Source organism: Nereida sp., from assembly GCF_965655635.1.
Lineage (GTDB): Bacteria > Pseudomonadota > Alphaproteobacteria > Rhodobacterales > Rhodobacteraceae > Nereida.
Genome location: NZ_CBFHHE010000001.1, coordinates 33523 through 47990, shown reverse-complemented (window position 1 = coordinate 47990; position 14468 = coordinate 33523). Strand labels below are relative to the sequence as shown.

At 54.2% G+C, this 14468-nt stretch carries 14 protein-coding genes, 1 tRNA gene and 1 pseudogene; 7 read left to right on the top strand and 9 right to left on the bottom strand.

The window, feature by feature from the left end; genetic code table 11:
- Positions 1-337: 337 nt before the first annotated feature.
- Positions 338-787, top strand: a pseudogene (locus ACTF5M_RS00245) (MmcB family DNA repair protein).
- Between the two features lie 34 nt (positions 788-821).
- Here the strand turns inward: ACTF5M_RS00245 and ACTF5M_RS00240 are convergent.
- Positions 822-998, bottom strand: coding sequence for a DUF6324 family protein (locus ACTF5M_RS00240; RefSeq protein WP_341245911.1), 177 nt, complete (start codon positions 996-998; stop codon positions 822-824).
- Positions 999-1281: 283 nt separating this feature from the next.
- On the opposite strand from ACTF5M_RS00240, the gene ACTF5M_RS00235 reads away from it, so the two are divergent.
- Positions 1282-2823: a hypothetical protein gene (locus ACTF5M_RS00235; protein ID WP_438959115.1), complete on the top strand. Its 1542-nt coding sequence runs from the start codon at positions 1282-1284 to the stop codon at positions 2821-2823.
- A gap of 63 nt (positions 2824-2886) precedes the next feature.
- Positions 2887-2963, top strand: a tRNA-His gene (locus ACTF5M_RS00230).
- A gap of 56 nt (positions 2964-3019) precedes the next feature.
- Here ACTF5M_RS00230 and ACTF5M_RS00225 read toward each other — a convergent pair.
- Complete coding sequence (locus ACTF5M_RS00225) at positions 3020-3319, bottom strand: DUF6476 family protein (RefSeq protein ID WP_438959114.1); 300 nt, start codon at positions 3317-3319, stop codon at positions 3020-3022.
- On the opposite strand from ACTF5M_RS00225, the gene ACTF5M_RS00220 reads away from it, so the two are divergent.
- Together ACTF5M_RS00220 and rpoH are read left to right on the top strand one after the other, a co-directional pair.
- The gene (locus ACTF5M_RS00220) at positions 3318-4337 is read left to right on the top strand and encodes an RluA family pseudouridine synthase (protein WP_438959113.1); all 1020 of its coding nucleotides are present in this window, start codon (positions 3318-3320) and stop codon (positions 4335-4337) included. The genes ACTF5M_RS00225 and ACTF5M_RS00220 overlap by 2 nt on opposite strands.
- 119 nt (positions 4338-4456) lie before the next feature.
- Positions 4457-5353, top strand: a complete 897-nt coding sequence (rpoH, locus tag ACTF5M_RS00215) for an RNA polymerase sigma factor RpoH (RefSeq protein ID WP_438959112.1) — start codon at positions 4457-4459, stop codon at positions 5351-5353.
- Positions 5354-5445: 92 nt separating this feature from the next.
- Here rpoH and ACTF5M_RS00210 read toward each other — a convergent pair whose 3' ends face one another.
- The 5 genes from ACTF5M_RS00210 to ACTF5M_RS00190 all read right to left on the bottom strand — a co-directional run bounded on the left by ACTF5M_RS00210 (position 5446) and on the right by ACTF5M_RS00190 (position 11626).
- Positions 5446-6210, bottom strand: a complete 765-nt coding sequence (locus ACTF5M_RS00210; protein WP_438959111.1) for a hydroxypyruvate isomerase family protein — start codon at positions 6208-6210, stop codon at positions 5446-5448.
- Positions 6207-7106, bottom strand: coding sequence for an L-threonate dehydrogenase (gene ltnD, locus ACTF5M_RS00205; protein ID WP_438959110.1), 900 nt, complete (start codon positions 7104-7106; stop codon positions 6207-6209). The genes ACTF5M_RS00210 and ltnD overlap by 4 nt, the downstream gene beginning before the upstream one ends.
- A 1-nt stretch (position 7107) precedes the next feature.
- Positions 7108-8907 carry a M3 family oligoendopeptidase gene (locus ACTF5M_RS00200; RefSeq protein ID WP_438959109.1) on the bottom strand — a complete coding sequence of 600 codons (1800 nt, stop codon included), beginning with the start codon at positions 8905-8907 and terminating at the stop codon, positions 7108-7110.
- A gap of 92 nt (positions 8908-8999) precedes the next feature.
- A complete protein-coding gene (locus tag ACTF5M_RS00195) occupies positions 9000-10589 on the bottom strand; it encodes an ATP-dependent DNA ligase (RefSeq protein WP_438959108.1) in 1590 nt (529 codons plus the stop codon).
- A complete protein-coding gene (locus tag ACTF5M_RS00190) occupies positions 10589-11626 on the bottom strand; it encodes a ligase-associated DNA damage response exonuclease (protein WP_438959107.1) in 1038 nt (345 codons plus the stop codon). Before ACTF5M_RS00190 ends, ACTF5M_RS00195 begins: the two co-directional genes overlap by 1 nt.
- Positions 11627-11715: 89 nt before the next feature.
- On the opposite strand from ACTF5M_RS00190, the gene ACTF5M_RS00185 reads away from it, so the two are divergent.
- Positions 11716-12474 (top strand): HpcH/HpaI aldolase family protein, encoded by a 759-nt coding sequence (locus ACTF5M_RS00185; RefSeq protein WP_438959106.1) that lies wholly within the window; start codon positions 11716-11718, stop codon positions 12472-12474.
- Between the two features lie 6 nt (positions 12475-12480).
- Here the strand turns inward: ACTF5M_RS00185 and ACTF5M_RS00180 are convergent, their stop codons facing one another.
- Both ACTF5M_RS00180 and ACTF5M_RS00175 read right to left on the bottom strand, forming a co-directional pair.
- Positions 12481-13419: an alpha/beta fold hydrolase gene (locus ACTF5M_RS00180; protein WP_438959105.1), complete on the bottom strand. Its 939-nt coding sequence runs from the start codon at positions 13417-13419 to the stop codon at positions 12481-12483.
- Between the two features lie 5 nt (positions 13420-13424).
- A complete protein-coding gene (locus ACTF5M_RS00175; protein WP_341245901.1) occupies positions 13425-13715 on the bottom strand; it encodes an SCP2 sterol-binding domain-containing protein in 291 nt (96 codons plus the stop codon).
- Positions 13716-13818: 103 nt separating this feature from the next.
- Here ACTF5M_RS00175 and ACTF5M_RS00170 point away from each other — a divergent pair, with 103 nt between their 5' ends.
- The gene (locus tag ACTF5M_RS00170; RefSeq protein ID WP_438959104.1) at positions 13819-14385 is read left to right on the top strand and encodes a tetratricopeptide repeat protein; all 567 of its coding nucleotides are present in this window, start codon (positions 13819-13821) and stop codon (positions 14383-14385) included.
- The last annotated feature ends 83 nt before the right edge of the window (positions 14386-14468 follow it).

The window sequence follows — 14468 nt, the reverse complement described above, 5'->3', positions numbered from 1 at the left end:
CGTGTCATAACCCGTGGGTTTGCCACGGGAGCATATTGGCTGCACGCCTCAACAGGTCGGCATCTGGAAAAATGGGTGGCGGGCCCGCAGCGACCGTTGGACGATTATTCCCGAGGACCTGTATATACAGGTGGGCGCCAGATAACGCGGCCAGGACCGTGACAGAGCCAACTCCCTCGGATTTGCTTAAGGCCACTGGAATGTATCGACCAGCTTACGTGAAGAGCAGCACCCGCCACTGCATCATCTATGGCGCTTGGTAAGGTCTGACAAGAGCGTTTGCAGGTTTGTTTGAGTTTCCCTTGCCTTTTGTTTCCGTTTTGTTCACTCCTTGCTCATGCAACATAATCCAACGCTACCTTTGCGCGCGGGCGATGTTTTGGCCCGCGGCGTGTGCCGGCATCTTTTGAGCCATAACTTTGTCTCTGTCACAGAACTTGTGCCGACGCGTGGACTGCGCGTTGATGTGATGGCGCTTGGGCCTAAGGGAGAGATTTGGATTGTTGAGTTCAAATCTAGCCGCGAAGATTTTACCTCAGATTAGAAGTGGCAGGGCTATCTTGAGTGGTGTGATCGATATTTTTGGGCGGTGGACGAGACGTTCCCAACTGATCTTTTGCCTGATGAAACGGGTCTCATCATCGCCGATGGATATGATGCAGAGATCATTCGAATGCCGGATGAGGTTCGGTTAGCCGGTGCGCGGCGAAAAGCGATGGTGCAAAAATTTGCCCGCCATGCGGCACTGCGTGCTCATGCAGCGCGCGATCCCGCCGCAACGCAATAATGCTTTCATAAGGTCGTAAGCTGTCGAGGATGCCTTAGCCGATAACTTTGGCCGCCGCCGCAATTTCTTCTGCAATTTCGAGCGCTTCTTCAGGAGTGAAATCCATTGGAATTTCCACGCCATTGGCCTCAACGAAGATGCGCACCATGCCTTGATCGGTTGGGCCGATTTGCAAGTTGGCTTCGATATCGCGCTCGCTGTTGATCCCCATGGGTGCATCCTTTGCTATGACTGTTATGGCAATTACAGGGCAGGGCGCATCAAGACAAGGGGTTGTGGGCGTGGTCGGTTTTCCTTCACAGGCGGTTCGTTTCTTGTCAGACTTTCGAATATATTTGTCCGTGTAAGAGACATTCAACGAGTGTGAGAGTAGTGATGCCCCTACGGCCTATAAGAAACCTAACTAAGAATCCGCATGTGGCGATTTTGGAACGCCTCATGGGTGCAACACCCCACATAATTTGGGTGCGTTCATGACTGTCTAAGCAGAGCATTTGATTGCGCAGCATGAGTTGAATTTTGGTAAGGTTTTCTCTCAGCAATATGTGCTGAGCAAAGAAGCCGGTTTTGCGGTGACTAGCTTTGCACCCCGTACCTTGCAAAACGGTTGGGTGCTTCATGTCGGGCGTGGCTTACAAACGGCGCTGGCAACGGATGGGCGCGCGGGTATTTCTGTGGCCGTACTGGGACTTGCGGTGGATGCAAACGGATTTTTCATCGACACGCCGCATCTACAGTTGCTGCTGGACCGCGCAAAAAGCCGCGGCGCACTTGCTGATACGCTTGAGATGGCTGCGGGACGCTATATCTTTGTGATCACCGCGCCTGATTTCAACCGCGTCTACCTTGATCCAAGTGCGATGATCCCCGCTGTTTACAATCGTGAAACAGGGCGCGTTGCGACCAGACTCTATCTGGCCATTGATGATGCTCCGGTTATTGAGCGTGAGTATTCGCTGGCAGAAAATGCGGGCTCTGGCGGTGGTGCGCGCTTGGCGTTCGGGTATACGCCTGATGCCCGTGTGCGCCGTGTGATGGCCAATCACTACTTTGATCTTGATGCACAGCAAACGGTTCGGCACTGGCCAAAAGCGGATTGCGACTGGCGTATAGAGGTGACGGAGCACGGGATACGCGAACGATTGGACCGCGTTGTGCAGCGCCATAGGCAAGTGATGAAGCCGCTTATATCACGGCAAAGCCCCAGTACTTTGCCCATTACAGGTGGTGCGGATTCACGTTTGTTGCTGGCTTTTGCGAAAGAACTTTGGGGCGATATTGATCTGTTTTGCGTGCACGCGAACAATGCCAACACCTGCCGTGATAGTGGCATCGCAGCTCAGCTCGCTGATATCGCTGGCCTTGATTTGGTCCGCTATAACCTGCCCAAAGACAAATCGTTACAAAAACGCCCCAAGTTGATCCGGCGGGTAGATATTTCAGAACGGATAGCAGAGGGCATGATCGGTGATCCCGAGCCGCAGGTACCTTTGAAAATACTCGAGCGGCTTGCACTGCCTGCTGGTGGGGTCCTCATTCGCGGACAGGTGACGTCCATTAGCAAAGCGGTGTGGTGGCGCCAGATTGGCATCAACGAATTCAAGCGGACACAAGGCACCGAACAATCCGCAAAGATTGGTGTGAAACTTCTGATGCTGAATAACCCGCCGATGACGTCGGACCCGTTTTATCTCGATCATTACGATGAGTGGGTGCAGACAATTCCCGCAGGCGCACGGTGCAGGGCGCTTGATTTGATGGGGTTGGAGCATTTTTATTCACACGGCACCGGTCCGCTCTTCAGTGGTTTTTATCACAATTTTTATATGTCACCCAGTTGTGACCGGCTGATCATTGAAAACCTGTCGCAAATACCCCCGCAACTTCGGGCGGATTTCTACGTAAATGACCTTTTGATGGAGGCGACTGCGCCGGAATTGCGAGATGTTGAGTACACCCGCGCTATCGATAACGAGATACGCATGAGGCGCGCGCCGCTTGCCGAAGCGATGGCGCAGCTCAAAGGCCCTCAATAATCGCGCATTTACAGACAAAAGAGGCTTGCAATGCCGGTCGCGCTTTCGTAAGCCGAGCTTGTTGCCGCCTTAGCTCAGCTGGTTAGAGCGCTGGTTTGTGGTACCAGAGGTCGGTGGTTCGAACCCACCAGGCGGTACCATCCTTGGTATCAACCCACATCGTTAGCAGTGATTGCCGTACCGGTGCTATCTGGCGCTATTTTAAGGTTATGCGTTTGATCATCTGACCGGTGGTTCGGTTATACACCAAGATTTCGTTTTCTTCGGTCACAATCGCGAAATATTCTGCCGTTTGGGTGAAGGCGGTAGCTGTAGCGCCATCAGGAAGTGTGATTGCGTCAGGGAACGTGACACTCGGTGCCTGTAAGCGCATGACAAGCAATGTAATGATCGTTATCAGGCCGATAATCATTGTGGCCGTCAACACGGTTACGAGCAATCTCAGGAACCTCAAGTTAGCGGGTTCTGGTACTTGATCCGGGGGATTTTGGTCCATGTCAGCCGTCACTTTTTCTATCGCGGAAGCCCCGCCGTCGCGCCTTGATAAGGCCTTGGCCCGCGATGTGCCAGTCACCGCGAACCTTTCACGCTCGCGGCTTGGCAAATTGATTGCACAAGGCGCGGTTGAGGTGGATGGGACTGTCGTGACAGACATCAAGGCGCGTGCGGCCGAGGGAATGCAGATAAGCATCACTGTGCCCGAAGCCACCGAAAGCCATATGTTGCCAGAAGACATTCCGCTGAATGTGATTTTTGAAGATGATGATTTGATCGTGATCAACAAGCCTGTGGGCATGGTCGTACATCCTGCGCCGGGCACGCCATCTGGCACGTTGGTCAATGCGTTGATGCACCACTGCGGTGAAAGCCTGTCCGGTGTGGGCGGTGAAAAGCGCCCCGGAATTGTCCATCGTATCGACAAAGACACATCGGGAATTTTGGTGGTTGCTAAGTCTGATCAGGCGCACCACGGGCTTGCGGCGCAATTTGAGGCCCATACGGTTGAGCGGTATTACCGCGCCGTCTGTTATGGTGTGCCGGACGCGAACGATCCCCGCCTGCGCGGTATTCGCGGTACGTCCTTTGAGCCGGGTAATATTTTGAAGCTTAATACTCACCTTGCCCGCCACAAAACGGACAGACAGCGTCAAGCCGTGCTGTTTGACGGTGGCCGTCACGCTGTAACGCGCGCGCGGTTGGTCGAGCGTTTTGGCCAGCCCGAGACCCTCGCCCTTATTGAATGTTGGCTTGAAACCGGTCGGACGCACCAAATCCGCGTGCACTTGGCCCATGTGGGTCATGGTTTGGTGGGGGATCCAACTTACGGTGGGCGGCGCAAACTGCCCCCCAAAGCGCTGAGTGCCGGTGCCCATGCAGCAGTGGCTGCGTTTAATCGACAGGCGTTGCATGCGGCGGTTTTGGGGTTTGAGCATCCTGTTAGCGGCGAAATGATGCGTTTTGAGGCCCCGTTGCCGGAAGATATGGCAACGATGATCCAAGCGTTGCGCGGATAATTATTCTATTCATGAGTTGGTAACAGTTTCGCGAGGATGCCCTTGCGAGGGCGCATTCGCGCACCCATATTTATTTCAACGCGGGCAACTCCGCTGACTTTGAGCACGAGGGGCTTACAATGGCGAACTACACAACTCTGCCTGCACCCACACCCGAGGGCGGGCTTAACCGTTACATGCAAGAAATCCGGAAGTTTCCGATGTTGGAGCCGGAAGAAGAATACATGCTGGCCAAGCGTTATTTGGACCACGATGACAGCGGTGCGGCCCATAAGCTCGTGACATCGCACCTGCGTTTGGCGGCTAAGATTGCCATGGGATATCGCGGCTATGGCCTGCCGCAAGCCGAAGTAATTTCAGAAGCTAACGTGGGCCTGATGCAGGCTGTGAAGCGATTTGATCCTGAAAAAGGGTTTCGCTTGGCGACCTATGCGATGTGGTGGATCCGCGCGTCCATTCAGGAATACGTTCTGCGGTCATGGAGCCTTGTGAAGCTGGGCACGACATCCGCGCAAAAGAAATTGTTCTTCAACTTGCGAAAAGCCAAGAAGAAGATTGGTGCGCTTGAAGATGGCGATCTGCGTCCTGAAAACGTCGCACGGATCGCACAAGAACTCAGCGTGACAGAGGACGAAGTTGTGTCCATGAACCGCCGTTTGTCGGGTGGAGATGCATCGCTAAACGCGATGGTGTCTAACGACGGTGAAGGCGCGATGGAATGGCAAGATTGGCTTGAGGATGAAGATGCAACCCAAGCGGATGACTACGCCGAAAAGGACGAGTTGGATACGCGCCGCGCGTTGTTGAGCGAGGCAATGGTGGTGCTGAACGATCGCGAGAAAGATATCTTGACGCAGCGCCGGTTGGCCGAAAAGCCAGCCACGCTTGAAGATTTGAGCGGTCAGTATTCTGTTAGCCGCGAGCGGATCAGGCAGATTGAAGTGCGCGCGTTTGAGAAGCTGCAGAACAAAATGCGCGAACTTGCTGGTGCCAAGGGTTTGTTGGAAGAGGCGTGAGCCAGAGGAAAACGTGTGATTTGAAGCCAAGTAATACGTTGATTATCCCCGTCGGTGCCTCCGGCGGGGATATTTTTTAACAAAAGAAGAGTTTAGGATTTATATTTTGTAAGCCAGCCAAGTGTGGGTGGCGTTGGACCATTGGGCTTATATTCTGCGCCAAGCGGGGCGTCATAACCAAGTGACGTCAAATGCGCGAAGATGTGGTCATAGGACAGCTCACCACGGTCCGGCGTGTTGCGGTCTGGCACAGAAGCGAACTGAATGTGGCCAATGATGCTTTGCAGCTTTGTCAGGCGGTTGGTGACATCGCCTTCCATCAGTTGCACGTGATAGCAGTCGAACATCAGCTTTAGATTGGGCGCACCTACTTCAGTGATGATTTTCTGTGCTTGGGATGTGGTCGACAAAAAATATCCCGGTGCATCGTAGTGATTAAGCGGTTCAATTACGATCCCAATGCCGTGCGGGGCAGCTTTTGCGCAGGCGTATTTCAGATTTTCACAAAACACATCGTGCGCCTCAGCACCTTGGGCAAACCCGGCCATTGTATGGATATTTTCAGTGCTGGTGATGCGTGCATACTCAATAGCTTGGTCGATCGCAGCGCGCGCCTCAGTCATTCGGTTGGGCAGGGCATTTAGACCGTTTTCCCCCTTTGAAAGATCACCGCGGATAGTGTTGAGGCCCAGCATGTTGAGCCCTGTGTCTGTCAGTGCCTGCGCAACATCTTCGGCGGGTGTGTCGTATGGCCAGTGGCATTCGACCGCATCAAAGCCGGCCACTTTCGCGGCGTGGATGGCATCTGTCAGGGGCAACTCGCTCCATAAAAAGCCCAGGTTGGCCGAAAACTTCACGACGGCGTTCCCTTTGGCAGGGTTAGCCCCGCTTGGGCGGCGTAGACTTTTGCGACGGCTGCATCGTCTTCAAGCCCTAAACCTGCTTCAACTGCTTTTGCATATTGTGCCAGCGCCGTTTTGGTTATGGGAGCGTCAAAATCTGCCTGATCCGCAATATCCAGAACAATGCCGAGGTCTTTGGGCCAGATGTTAACCGATGAGCGCGGCGTGTAATCGCCGTCTGCAATATGCGGTGCGCGGTTTTCCAGCATCCAAGACGTGCCGGCACATTTTGAGATAACATCGATGAACGACGTAGGGCTAACACCTTGGGTCATGCCGAAGGTGATGGCTTCGGCCATGGCTGCAATATGGACGCCTGCCAACATCTGGTTCACGGCTTTCATTGCTGATCCCGCACCGGCTTTATCACCCAATGGAAAAACCGTTTCGGCAATGCTGTCCATAACGTCTTTCGCCCCTTCAAATGCGTCTGCGCTGCCCGATGCCATGACGGAAAGCGCGCCGTTTGCGGCTTTTGCGGCCCCACCCGAAATTGGCGCGTCTAAATAATGCAACCCGAGCGTTTGAGCGCGGGCTTCCATGTCGCGGGCAAACTCCGGTGGCACAGTAGCGCAAGCAATGACGGTAGCACCCTTGCGCATTTGCGCTGCAATACCGTTTTGGCCGAACAGAACATCCTCTGTTTGCGCCGCGTTCAGAACAACCAACACTGCCACATCAATGTCAGCGTAATTGGGCAGACTTGCCTGACCACCTTCCGTGATGAATTTGGCTGTGGTGGCCTCAACGACGTCACGCCCCCACACTTTATGACCACCGCGCAGGGCAGATTGTGCGATGCCGTATCCCATTGAACCAAGGCCGATAACGGCAACATTCTTGGCGCTCATATTAGGCGTCCTCCATCGCTTCAAGCTCGTCGATCATTGCGCTGATCATCGACAGGCCCTTATCCCAGAACGCCGGATCAGATGCATCAAGGCCAAATGGGGCAAGCAATTCTTTGTGGTGCTTTGATCCGCCCGCGCGCAGCATATCGAAGTATTTGTCCTGAAACTCTGCGCCACTTTCCTCAAAGACCGCATAGAGTGCGTTCACCAGGCCGTCGCCGAAGGCGTATGCATAGACGTAGAAAGGCGAGTGAACGAAGTGCGGAATATAGGCCCAAAATGTCTCGTAGCCGTCTTGAAATTCAAACACGGGTCCAAGTGAGGCCGCTTGCACGGACATCCAAAGCGCGTTGATGTCATCTGGCGTCAATTCGCCTTCGGCGCGGGCAGCGTGCAGCTTGCACTCAAAGTCGTAGAACGCAATTTGCCGCACAACGGTGTTGATCATGTCTTCGACTTTGCCCGCCAGCAAGGTTTTGCGCTCGGCTTGGGTTTTCGCCGCGTCTAGCAATTTACGGAATGTGAGCATTTCGCCGAACACAGAGGCAGTCTCGGCTAGCGTAAGCGGCGTCGAGGATAGTAGCTCGCCTTGCTCTGCCGCAAGAAGTTGGTGAACACCGTGCCCTAGCTCATGGGCGAGGGTCATGACATCGCGCGGTTTACCAAGGTAGTTCAGCATTACATATGGGTGCGCATCAGTAACCGTTGGGTGAGCAAAAGCACCGGGTGCTTTTCCCGGCTTCACGGCCGCATCAATCCACCCTTTTGTAAAGAACGGCTCAGCCATATCAGCCATGCGCGGGTCAAAATCAGCATAGGCTTCCATGACGGTTCGCTGTGCTGTTTCCCAGTTAACCGGTGTTGGATCATCTTGGGGCAGGGGTGCGTTTCGGTCCCATGTTTGCATTTTTTCAAGCCCAAGCCACTTGGCTTTCAAGGCATAGTAGCGGTGGCTCAGTTTGGGATAGGCGGCAACAACCGCATCGCGAAGGGCTTCCACCACTTCGGGTTCCACGTGGTTTGATAGATGGCGTCCGGTTTGCGGCGTCTCCATCCCGCGCCACTTATCCTCGACCGATTTTTCTTTGGCCAATGTGTTGTGGATGCGCGCGAAGGTGCGAATGTTTTTGTCAAATACGCGGGCAAGTTCGCGGGAGGCCGCTTCGCGTTTCGCGCCGTCTGGGTCGGTCAACAGGTTCAACGCGCTTTCGATGTTGACGGTTTCGCCCTCTATTTCGAATTCCAAACCTGCGATGGTTTCATCAAACAACCGGTTCCATGCGGCAGACCCCACAACGGACTGATCGTGTAGAAACTTCTCCAACTCGTCTGACAGCTGGTAGGGCTTCATCGCGCGCATGCGGTCAAAGACTGGTTTATAGCGCGCCAAGTCAGCGTTTTGTGCAATCAAGCCTGCAAGATGTGCATCATCAAGGCGATTAAACTCAAGACCATAAAACACCAGCGGTGTGGTGAAGTTGGTGATGCTGTCTTGGCAGTTTGACATAAACTGCGCGCGTTCACCGTCTGTGGTGTTTTGGTAATAGCGCAACCCAGCGAACGACATGATGCGGCCTGCGATCATGTCAATCTTCTCATAGCGACGCACGGCATTTAGCAATTCAGCTGCGCTTAAGTCAGCCAACTTGCCTTCATAGCTTGTGGCGAAATCAGCGCATTCGGCTTCAAGCCAAGCCATGTCTTTGTGCAACTGATCCGCGTCAGAGCTTTCATAGAGATCAGACAAATCCCAGTTGGGCAGGTCACCGAAATCGGTTTGGGTCGTTGGTGCATCAAGCATGTCGGCGTCCTTTTGTGATTTGTTATAGCGAACTTATGGCCGCAGGGGGCGGGTTGAAAGAGCACGCAGATGGAATTTTGAAAAAACAAAGCCTATCCGAATTGGCGCAGCATTTCTTGGAGGTCCTCAAGTGTGTTGATCTCGTCCAGCGGCTTGTCCTGGCGCCACCGCAGCATGCGCGGGAAGCGAAGCGCGATCCCCGATTTATGGCGCGGCGAGGCTTGGATGCCTTCAAAAGCGATCTCAAACACATGTTGCGGTGTGACTTGGCGCACAGGTCCAAAACGTTGCAATGTGTTCTTCTTGACCCATGATGTGATCTGTTTGAATTCCGCATCCGTCAGGCCCGAATAGGCTTTGGTGAAAGGCACTAATTCGTTGCCGCTTTTGACCGCAAATGTGTAGTCCGTAAACAAGGTGGCGCGGCGTCCGTGACCCGCTTGGGCATAGATCATTACGGCATCAATCGTGAGCGGGTCGACTTTCCATTTCCACCAATTGCCCTTTTTGCGCCCTGCCAGATAAGGGCTTGAAAGACGTTTCAGCATCAACCCTTCGGCATTCACCTCTCGTGCGGTTTCACGGGCCTCTGCCAGCGTATCCCATAAAATTGCAGGTACCTGTTTAGACAGTGTAATTGGTAAATCTGTTGGAAGATTTTCAATCAAGCTTGCGAGTAAATGCCGCCGCTCTGACAAGGGTTTCTCACGAATATCAGTGCCGTGCCATTCCAGTAGATCATAGGCTTGCAAAATTACGGGTGCCTCGATCAGCATCTTTTTGGGCACCGTTTTGCGACCAATCCGTTTTTGCAAAACGTTGAACGACAACGGCACGCCGTTTTGAAAAGCTAGGACTTCACCGTCGATAACAGTACCGTCGGGAAGAAAATCGCGCAGCTGTGCAAACTCTGGGAAGCGATCTGTCATCAACTCTTCCCCGCGCGACCAAAGGTGATGTGCACCGCCGCGTTTGATAAGTTGCCCACGGATGCCGTCCCACTTTAGCTCTGCGCACCAATCACTTACGGGTCCAAGCTGATCTATGTCATCAACTCCGTGGGCTAAGTAAAACGGGTAGGGTTTGGATAAATCTGCCTCTGGGTCGTCTTGCAGAACCAGTTGGTCAAATGTGATGCTGTCAGGTGTCCAACTGCCCATTAACTTATGGGTAAGGGCGGCTTCATCTTGGTCAGTGCATTGCGCAAGCGCGCGGGTCACCAGCTTTTGTGATACGCCTACCCGAAAGCCGCCCGTCAGTAGTTTGTTGAACAAAAAGCGTTCAGTCGTATTGAGCCGGTCCCACGCGTCCAGAATGATTTTTTTGCGTGCAGCCTCTTCAAGGGAGGCGATTGACTGTACGGTTTTAATCCAATGGGTCAACGGCTGATCATCGTGTTGCTTTGCAGGGGGCAGGACGAGGGCGATGGTTTCCGCCAAGTCGCCCACGATCGGGTAGCATTCCTCAAAAAGCCAAAGGGGGATGCCCGCAAGCTCTGCGGCCCATTCCCGCAGCAGGGTTGTTGTGACTGCACGTTTAGGGCGACGACCTGAAAACAGTGCGATGCACCAGAGTTTGTCGCTGTCTAAGGCCGCCTCGAAAAAAGCGCGCAGGGCTGCCACTTTGCTTGTAGTTTTGGTGGTTTGGTCGAGGGTGGTGAAAAGCGTCGCGAAATCCTGCATTAGACTGCCGCACCCGCGTCGTGAGTATCCCGTTGCGGGGCGTCACTGTCATCTGCCTCATCGCCGCCGTAGTCTGTGCTGACTACATGGGCATCATAACCTTGATCGCGTAGCCAGTTGGTGAACACGGAGGTATAGCCGTGGGTGACGAAAATGCGCTCGGCGCCTGTTTCAGCGATGGCGCTGTTCAGTTCGGTCCAATCGGCGTGATCAGATATGATGAAGCCTCTTTCGGCGGCGCGGCGGCGCTTAACCCCGCGAAGGGCCATCCAGCCGCTTGCGAAGGCTTGCGATTGGGGGCCGAATTTCTTGGACCATGGGCCAAACGCAGAAGGGGGGCAGATGACCAGTGCGCCGGGGTATTTCTTGAGGTCCGTCTCGGCTGTAACACGCACCGTGTCGGGTAGGTGCAATGCTTGGGCGCGCAGAATATCGTTGGTGTTTTCGATCGATGCATGGGTCAAGATAGGCCCGATTGAGGCGTCAACACAGGACATCAAACGCTGTGCTTTGCCTAATGCATAAGCGCCAAGAATGGACGCTTTACCTTCGGCGCGGTTTGCGACCCACCACGCGTTGATCTGATCGGCCACCACTTGTTGTGGCTGCCATTTGAAAATGGGCAGCCCAAATGTGCTTTCAGTAATGAATGCATGGCAGCGCACAGGCTCAAAGGGTTCAGAAAAGCCGTCATTCGTTGTTTTGTAGTCCCCCGAGGCGACCCAGACTTCGCCGGCCACTTCTACCCTGATCTGGGCCGATCCAGGTACGTGTCCTGCGGGATGAAAACTGACCCGCGCGTCGCCAATCCGTACGGTCTCTGCGTAGTTCACTGTGTCAATCGACACATCCCCCAGCCTGTGTTGCATTACCGGAGCAGCGGCCTTGGTGGCCAGATAACTACCCATGCCCCAGCGGGCGTGATCCGAGTGCCCATGGGTGATCAAGGCGCGCTCAACACGGCCCCAAGGGTCAATATAAAAGTCGCCCGCCGGACAGTAGATGCCCTTATCAGTAAATGTTAGCACGTTGCTCATGGGCTAAAGTGTAGTGCGGGTTGCGCAGGGTGCAATTTGTGTATTTGTCTGTTGGCATATTTATCTCATTCAACGCGGAGAGCCGACACATGGGCATTGCAGATTTCAAACAAAGAATGGCGTCTGGCGTGCCTTTGGCGGGTACGTTCTTGAAAACCGCAAGCCACGAGTTGGTCGAGATTTTTGCGCGCTCAGAGTTGGATTTCATCTGCCTTGATGCAGAGCATGCCCCGTTTGATCGCGCACGAATGGATGCCTGCATGGCCGTGTCCCGCGCGTTGGATTTCCCAGTATTGGTGCGTGTGGCCGACGGCAGTGCCAAAGAGATTTTACAAGCGCTTGATATGGGTGCAGCGGGCATCGTTTGCCCACATGTAGACAGTGTGCAAAAGGCGCAAGAGTTGGCGAAGCACTGTCACTTTGGCTTGGGTGGCCGCGGATTTGCCGGATCAACCCGCTGGGCGGGATTTGCAACGCGGCCCATGCCCGATGTATTGGCGCTGACAGATCAAACAGTTGTTATTGCCCAAATCGAAGAACCCGCCGGTGTGGAAGATATTGAGGGCATTGCCGCAGTTGAGGGCGTTGACGGTATCTTTATTGGTCCGGCGGATTTGTCTGTTGGCTACGGATATAACCACCAAACAAGTGATGAGCTTTTTGCCGCGTTCGAACGTTGCGGCGCCGCGGCCAAAGCTAACGGCAAAACCTACATGAGCTGGGTCCCCAACGGCGCCAAGGCGAAGGAGTGGTCAAAATACGGGATGAGCATGTTCTTCATTGGGTCCGAGCACAGCTGGATGCTGCGGGGCGCAAACGCAGATGCCGCAGGCGTGCACGAGATTTAAGCGGCGCTATCTGTTGGCGTCGAAGTGATCAGCGCAGGCCGCAAGGAAAGCGGTGCGCGTTGCTTCGACTTCCATCAGAACTTCATGCTCGCCCTCTGTGTATTCAATCAGTGTTCCGTTTGGCCAGTTGGCCATGCGGTGATGAATGCGAGATGGGTCAACGATCTTCTCGGCGTCCCCAAGTCCGCAAATGATTGGCACGGCGGGGCTGGGCATCTTTGATAAGGTGCGCATTTCGCGCAGTGCCTCGTTCAGCCAAGCAAGTGTCGGACCGCCCAAAGCAATTTCTGGAATACCTGCGAGGTGGCTGCGCATATACGCATACATCTCAGGGTCGCGGGTCAGTTTGTTCTCATCAAAGCTGCTGGCTGTTACGACAGGCTCAGCGCTGGTGCCGGGAGCAAGCATCGTGAGAAGGGGCGTGGGCTTCAGCAGGCTTGAGATAATCCACGCAAGGGGGCGCATATGCGAGGCAAGCTCAATCCCCCACATCGGCGCAGAGAACGCAGCCGCCTTTACGTCGAGCCCGTTCATTAAGGCGCGTAGCCCGATGCAGCCTCCCATTGAGTGACCGATCAAGTAATAGGGTTTTGGCAGGTTCAGGTCTTCTACGGCTTTAAGAAACGCGCGAACATCGCGCTGATAGTCAGAGAATTTCTTGACGTGGCCTTTTAGCGGATCATCGATAAGGCGATCTGCAAGACCTTGGCCCCGCCAGTCAACGCTTGCTAAAGCATAGCCGCGCGCCGCAAATGAAACTGCTGTTAACCCATATTTTTCGATATACTCCGTACGCCCGGGAAACAGTAAAACTGTTCCTTGGTGGGCGCTTTCCGTTCCCCAATGGCCTACGCGAATACGCACGCCATCATCTGTTTGGATCCAAAACGCACCGCCGCCATATGGCCCCAGAGCCAAATCATTGTGAAACGGTGCGCTTTTCATATCGTTCAGCCCAATACGGACGACAGGGCCATTGCTTTGCCCATGTCCCCGTCCACGCTCAGCTTGCCTGTCATGAAGGCTGCGGTTGGGTTCAAGGATCCGTCGAGGATGGATTTGAATGTGTCCGTATCCGCGGTCAGGGTCACGTCTGCGTCGTCATCAGCGGCCCGTGCGCCATCAGCGTCAATGATAATCGCGCCTTCGCCTTCGATCACAAATTTCGCAATACCTGCAAAGCCGTCTCCCCCCATTTTTTCGTTCAGGGCTGCTACTGCGATTTCGATTACGTCACTCATCTTGAGGCTCCTTAAGTCAAATATTGCCCCAAAGACCGGTGATCGCAGGCATGTTGCCAAGTTTGATCTAGCCAACGGGGGGCTGTGCGCTAAACTCAGCTTCATGGGAGAGCATAGAAGACGCAACCACTTATCTGCTGTGACGCTAGGTTCATTTCTGGGCCTTCAACTCTTTGTCGCAAACATTGCAATAGCGGGGCCTGCAGCAGAAATTGTTGAGCGGCTCAAGAACGCCACACCTGACAGCTATGCCGTAATTGAACGTGAGCTGGAAAATGCGTGGTCGCGCTCAGGCTCTGCAAGCGTTGATCTGTTATTGAAGCGGGGGCGCGACGCGATGGAGTCGGGTGAGTTCAAAGTGGCAATTGGGCATCTGACTGCACTTGTTGATCACGCGCCAGAATTTGCAGAAGGCTGGAACGCGCGGGCAACTGCGTACTTCAACCTTGAAATGTATGGCCCCGCTCTTGATGATATTAGACAGACACTTGTGCTGAACCCTAACCATTATAAAGCCATGAGCGGTTTTGGCATCATCCTTGAGCGTAGCGGCAATTTGCAGGCGGCACTGGATGCTTTTCGCAAGGCGGCCTCTATACATCCAAACCGCGAGGACATAGCAACAGCCATAGAGCGACTTGAGCGCGAAGTGGGCGGCCAGCAGGCCTGACTGCGGCAGGTTCAAAGCAACATCTGAGGGGCAGGTCACGTGGCAATTACCGCCGTTCTAGGGCCAACAAACACTGGTAAAAC

Excerpts from the sequence above, each read along its gene's own strand:
- ACTF5M_RS00185 (WP_438959106.1), top strand. The coding sequence starts at position 11,716 with ATGGGCATTGCAGATTTCAAACAAAGAATGGCGTCTGGCGTGCCTTTG.
- ACTF5M_RS00170 (WP_438959104.1), top strand. The coding sequence starts at position 13,819 with ATGGGAGAGCATAGAAGACGCAACCACTTATCTGCTGTGACGCTAGGT.
- ACTF5M_RS00200 (WP_438959109.1), bottom strand. The coding sequence starts at position 8,907 with ATGCTTGATGCACCAACGACCCAAACCGATTTCGGTGACCTGCCCAAC.
- ACTF5M_RS00190 (WP_438959107.1), bottom strand. The coding sequence starts at position 11,626 with ATGAGCAACGTGCTAACATTTACTGATAAGGGCATCTACTGTCCGGCG.
- ACTF5M_RS00240 (WP_341245911.1), bottom strand. The coding sequence starts at position 998 with ATGGGGATCAACAGCGAGCGCGATATCGAAGCCAACTTGCAAATCGGC.
- ACTF5M_RS00225 (WP_438959114.1), bottom strand. The coding sequence starts at position 3,319 with ATGGACCAAAATCCCCCGGATCAAGTACCAGAACCCGCTAACTTGAGG.
- ACTF5M_RS00180 (WP_438959105.1), bottom strand. The coding sequence starts at position 13,419 with ATGAAAAGCGCACCGTTTCACAATGATTTGGCTCTGGGGCCATATGGC.
- ACTF5M_RS00220 (WP_438959113.1), top strand. The coding sequence starts at position 3,318 with ATGTCAGCCGTCACTTTTTCTATCGCGGAAGCCCCGCCGTCGCGCCTT.
- ltnD (WP_438959110.1), bottom strand. The coding sequence starts at position 7,106 with ATGAGCGCCAAGAATGTTGCCGTTATCGGCCTTGGTTCAATGGGATAC.
- ACTF5M_RS00195 (WP_438959108.1), bottom strand. The coding sequence starts at position 10,589 with ATGCAGGATTTCGCGACGCTTTTCACCACCCTCGACCAAACCACCAAA.
- ACTF5M_RS00175 (WP_341245901.1), bottom strand. The coding sequence starts at position 13,715 with ATGAGTGACGTAATCGAAATCGCAGTAGCAGCCCTGAACGAAAAAATG.
- rpoH (WP_438959112.1), top strand. The coding sequence starts at position 4,457 with ATGGCGAACTACACAACTCTGCCTGCACCCACACCCGAGGGCGGGCTT.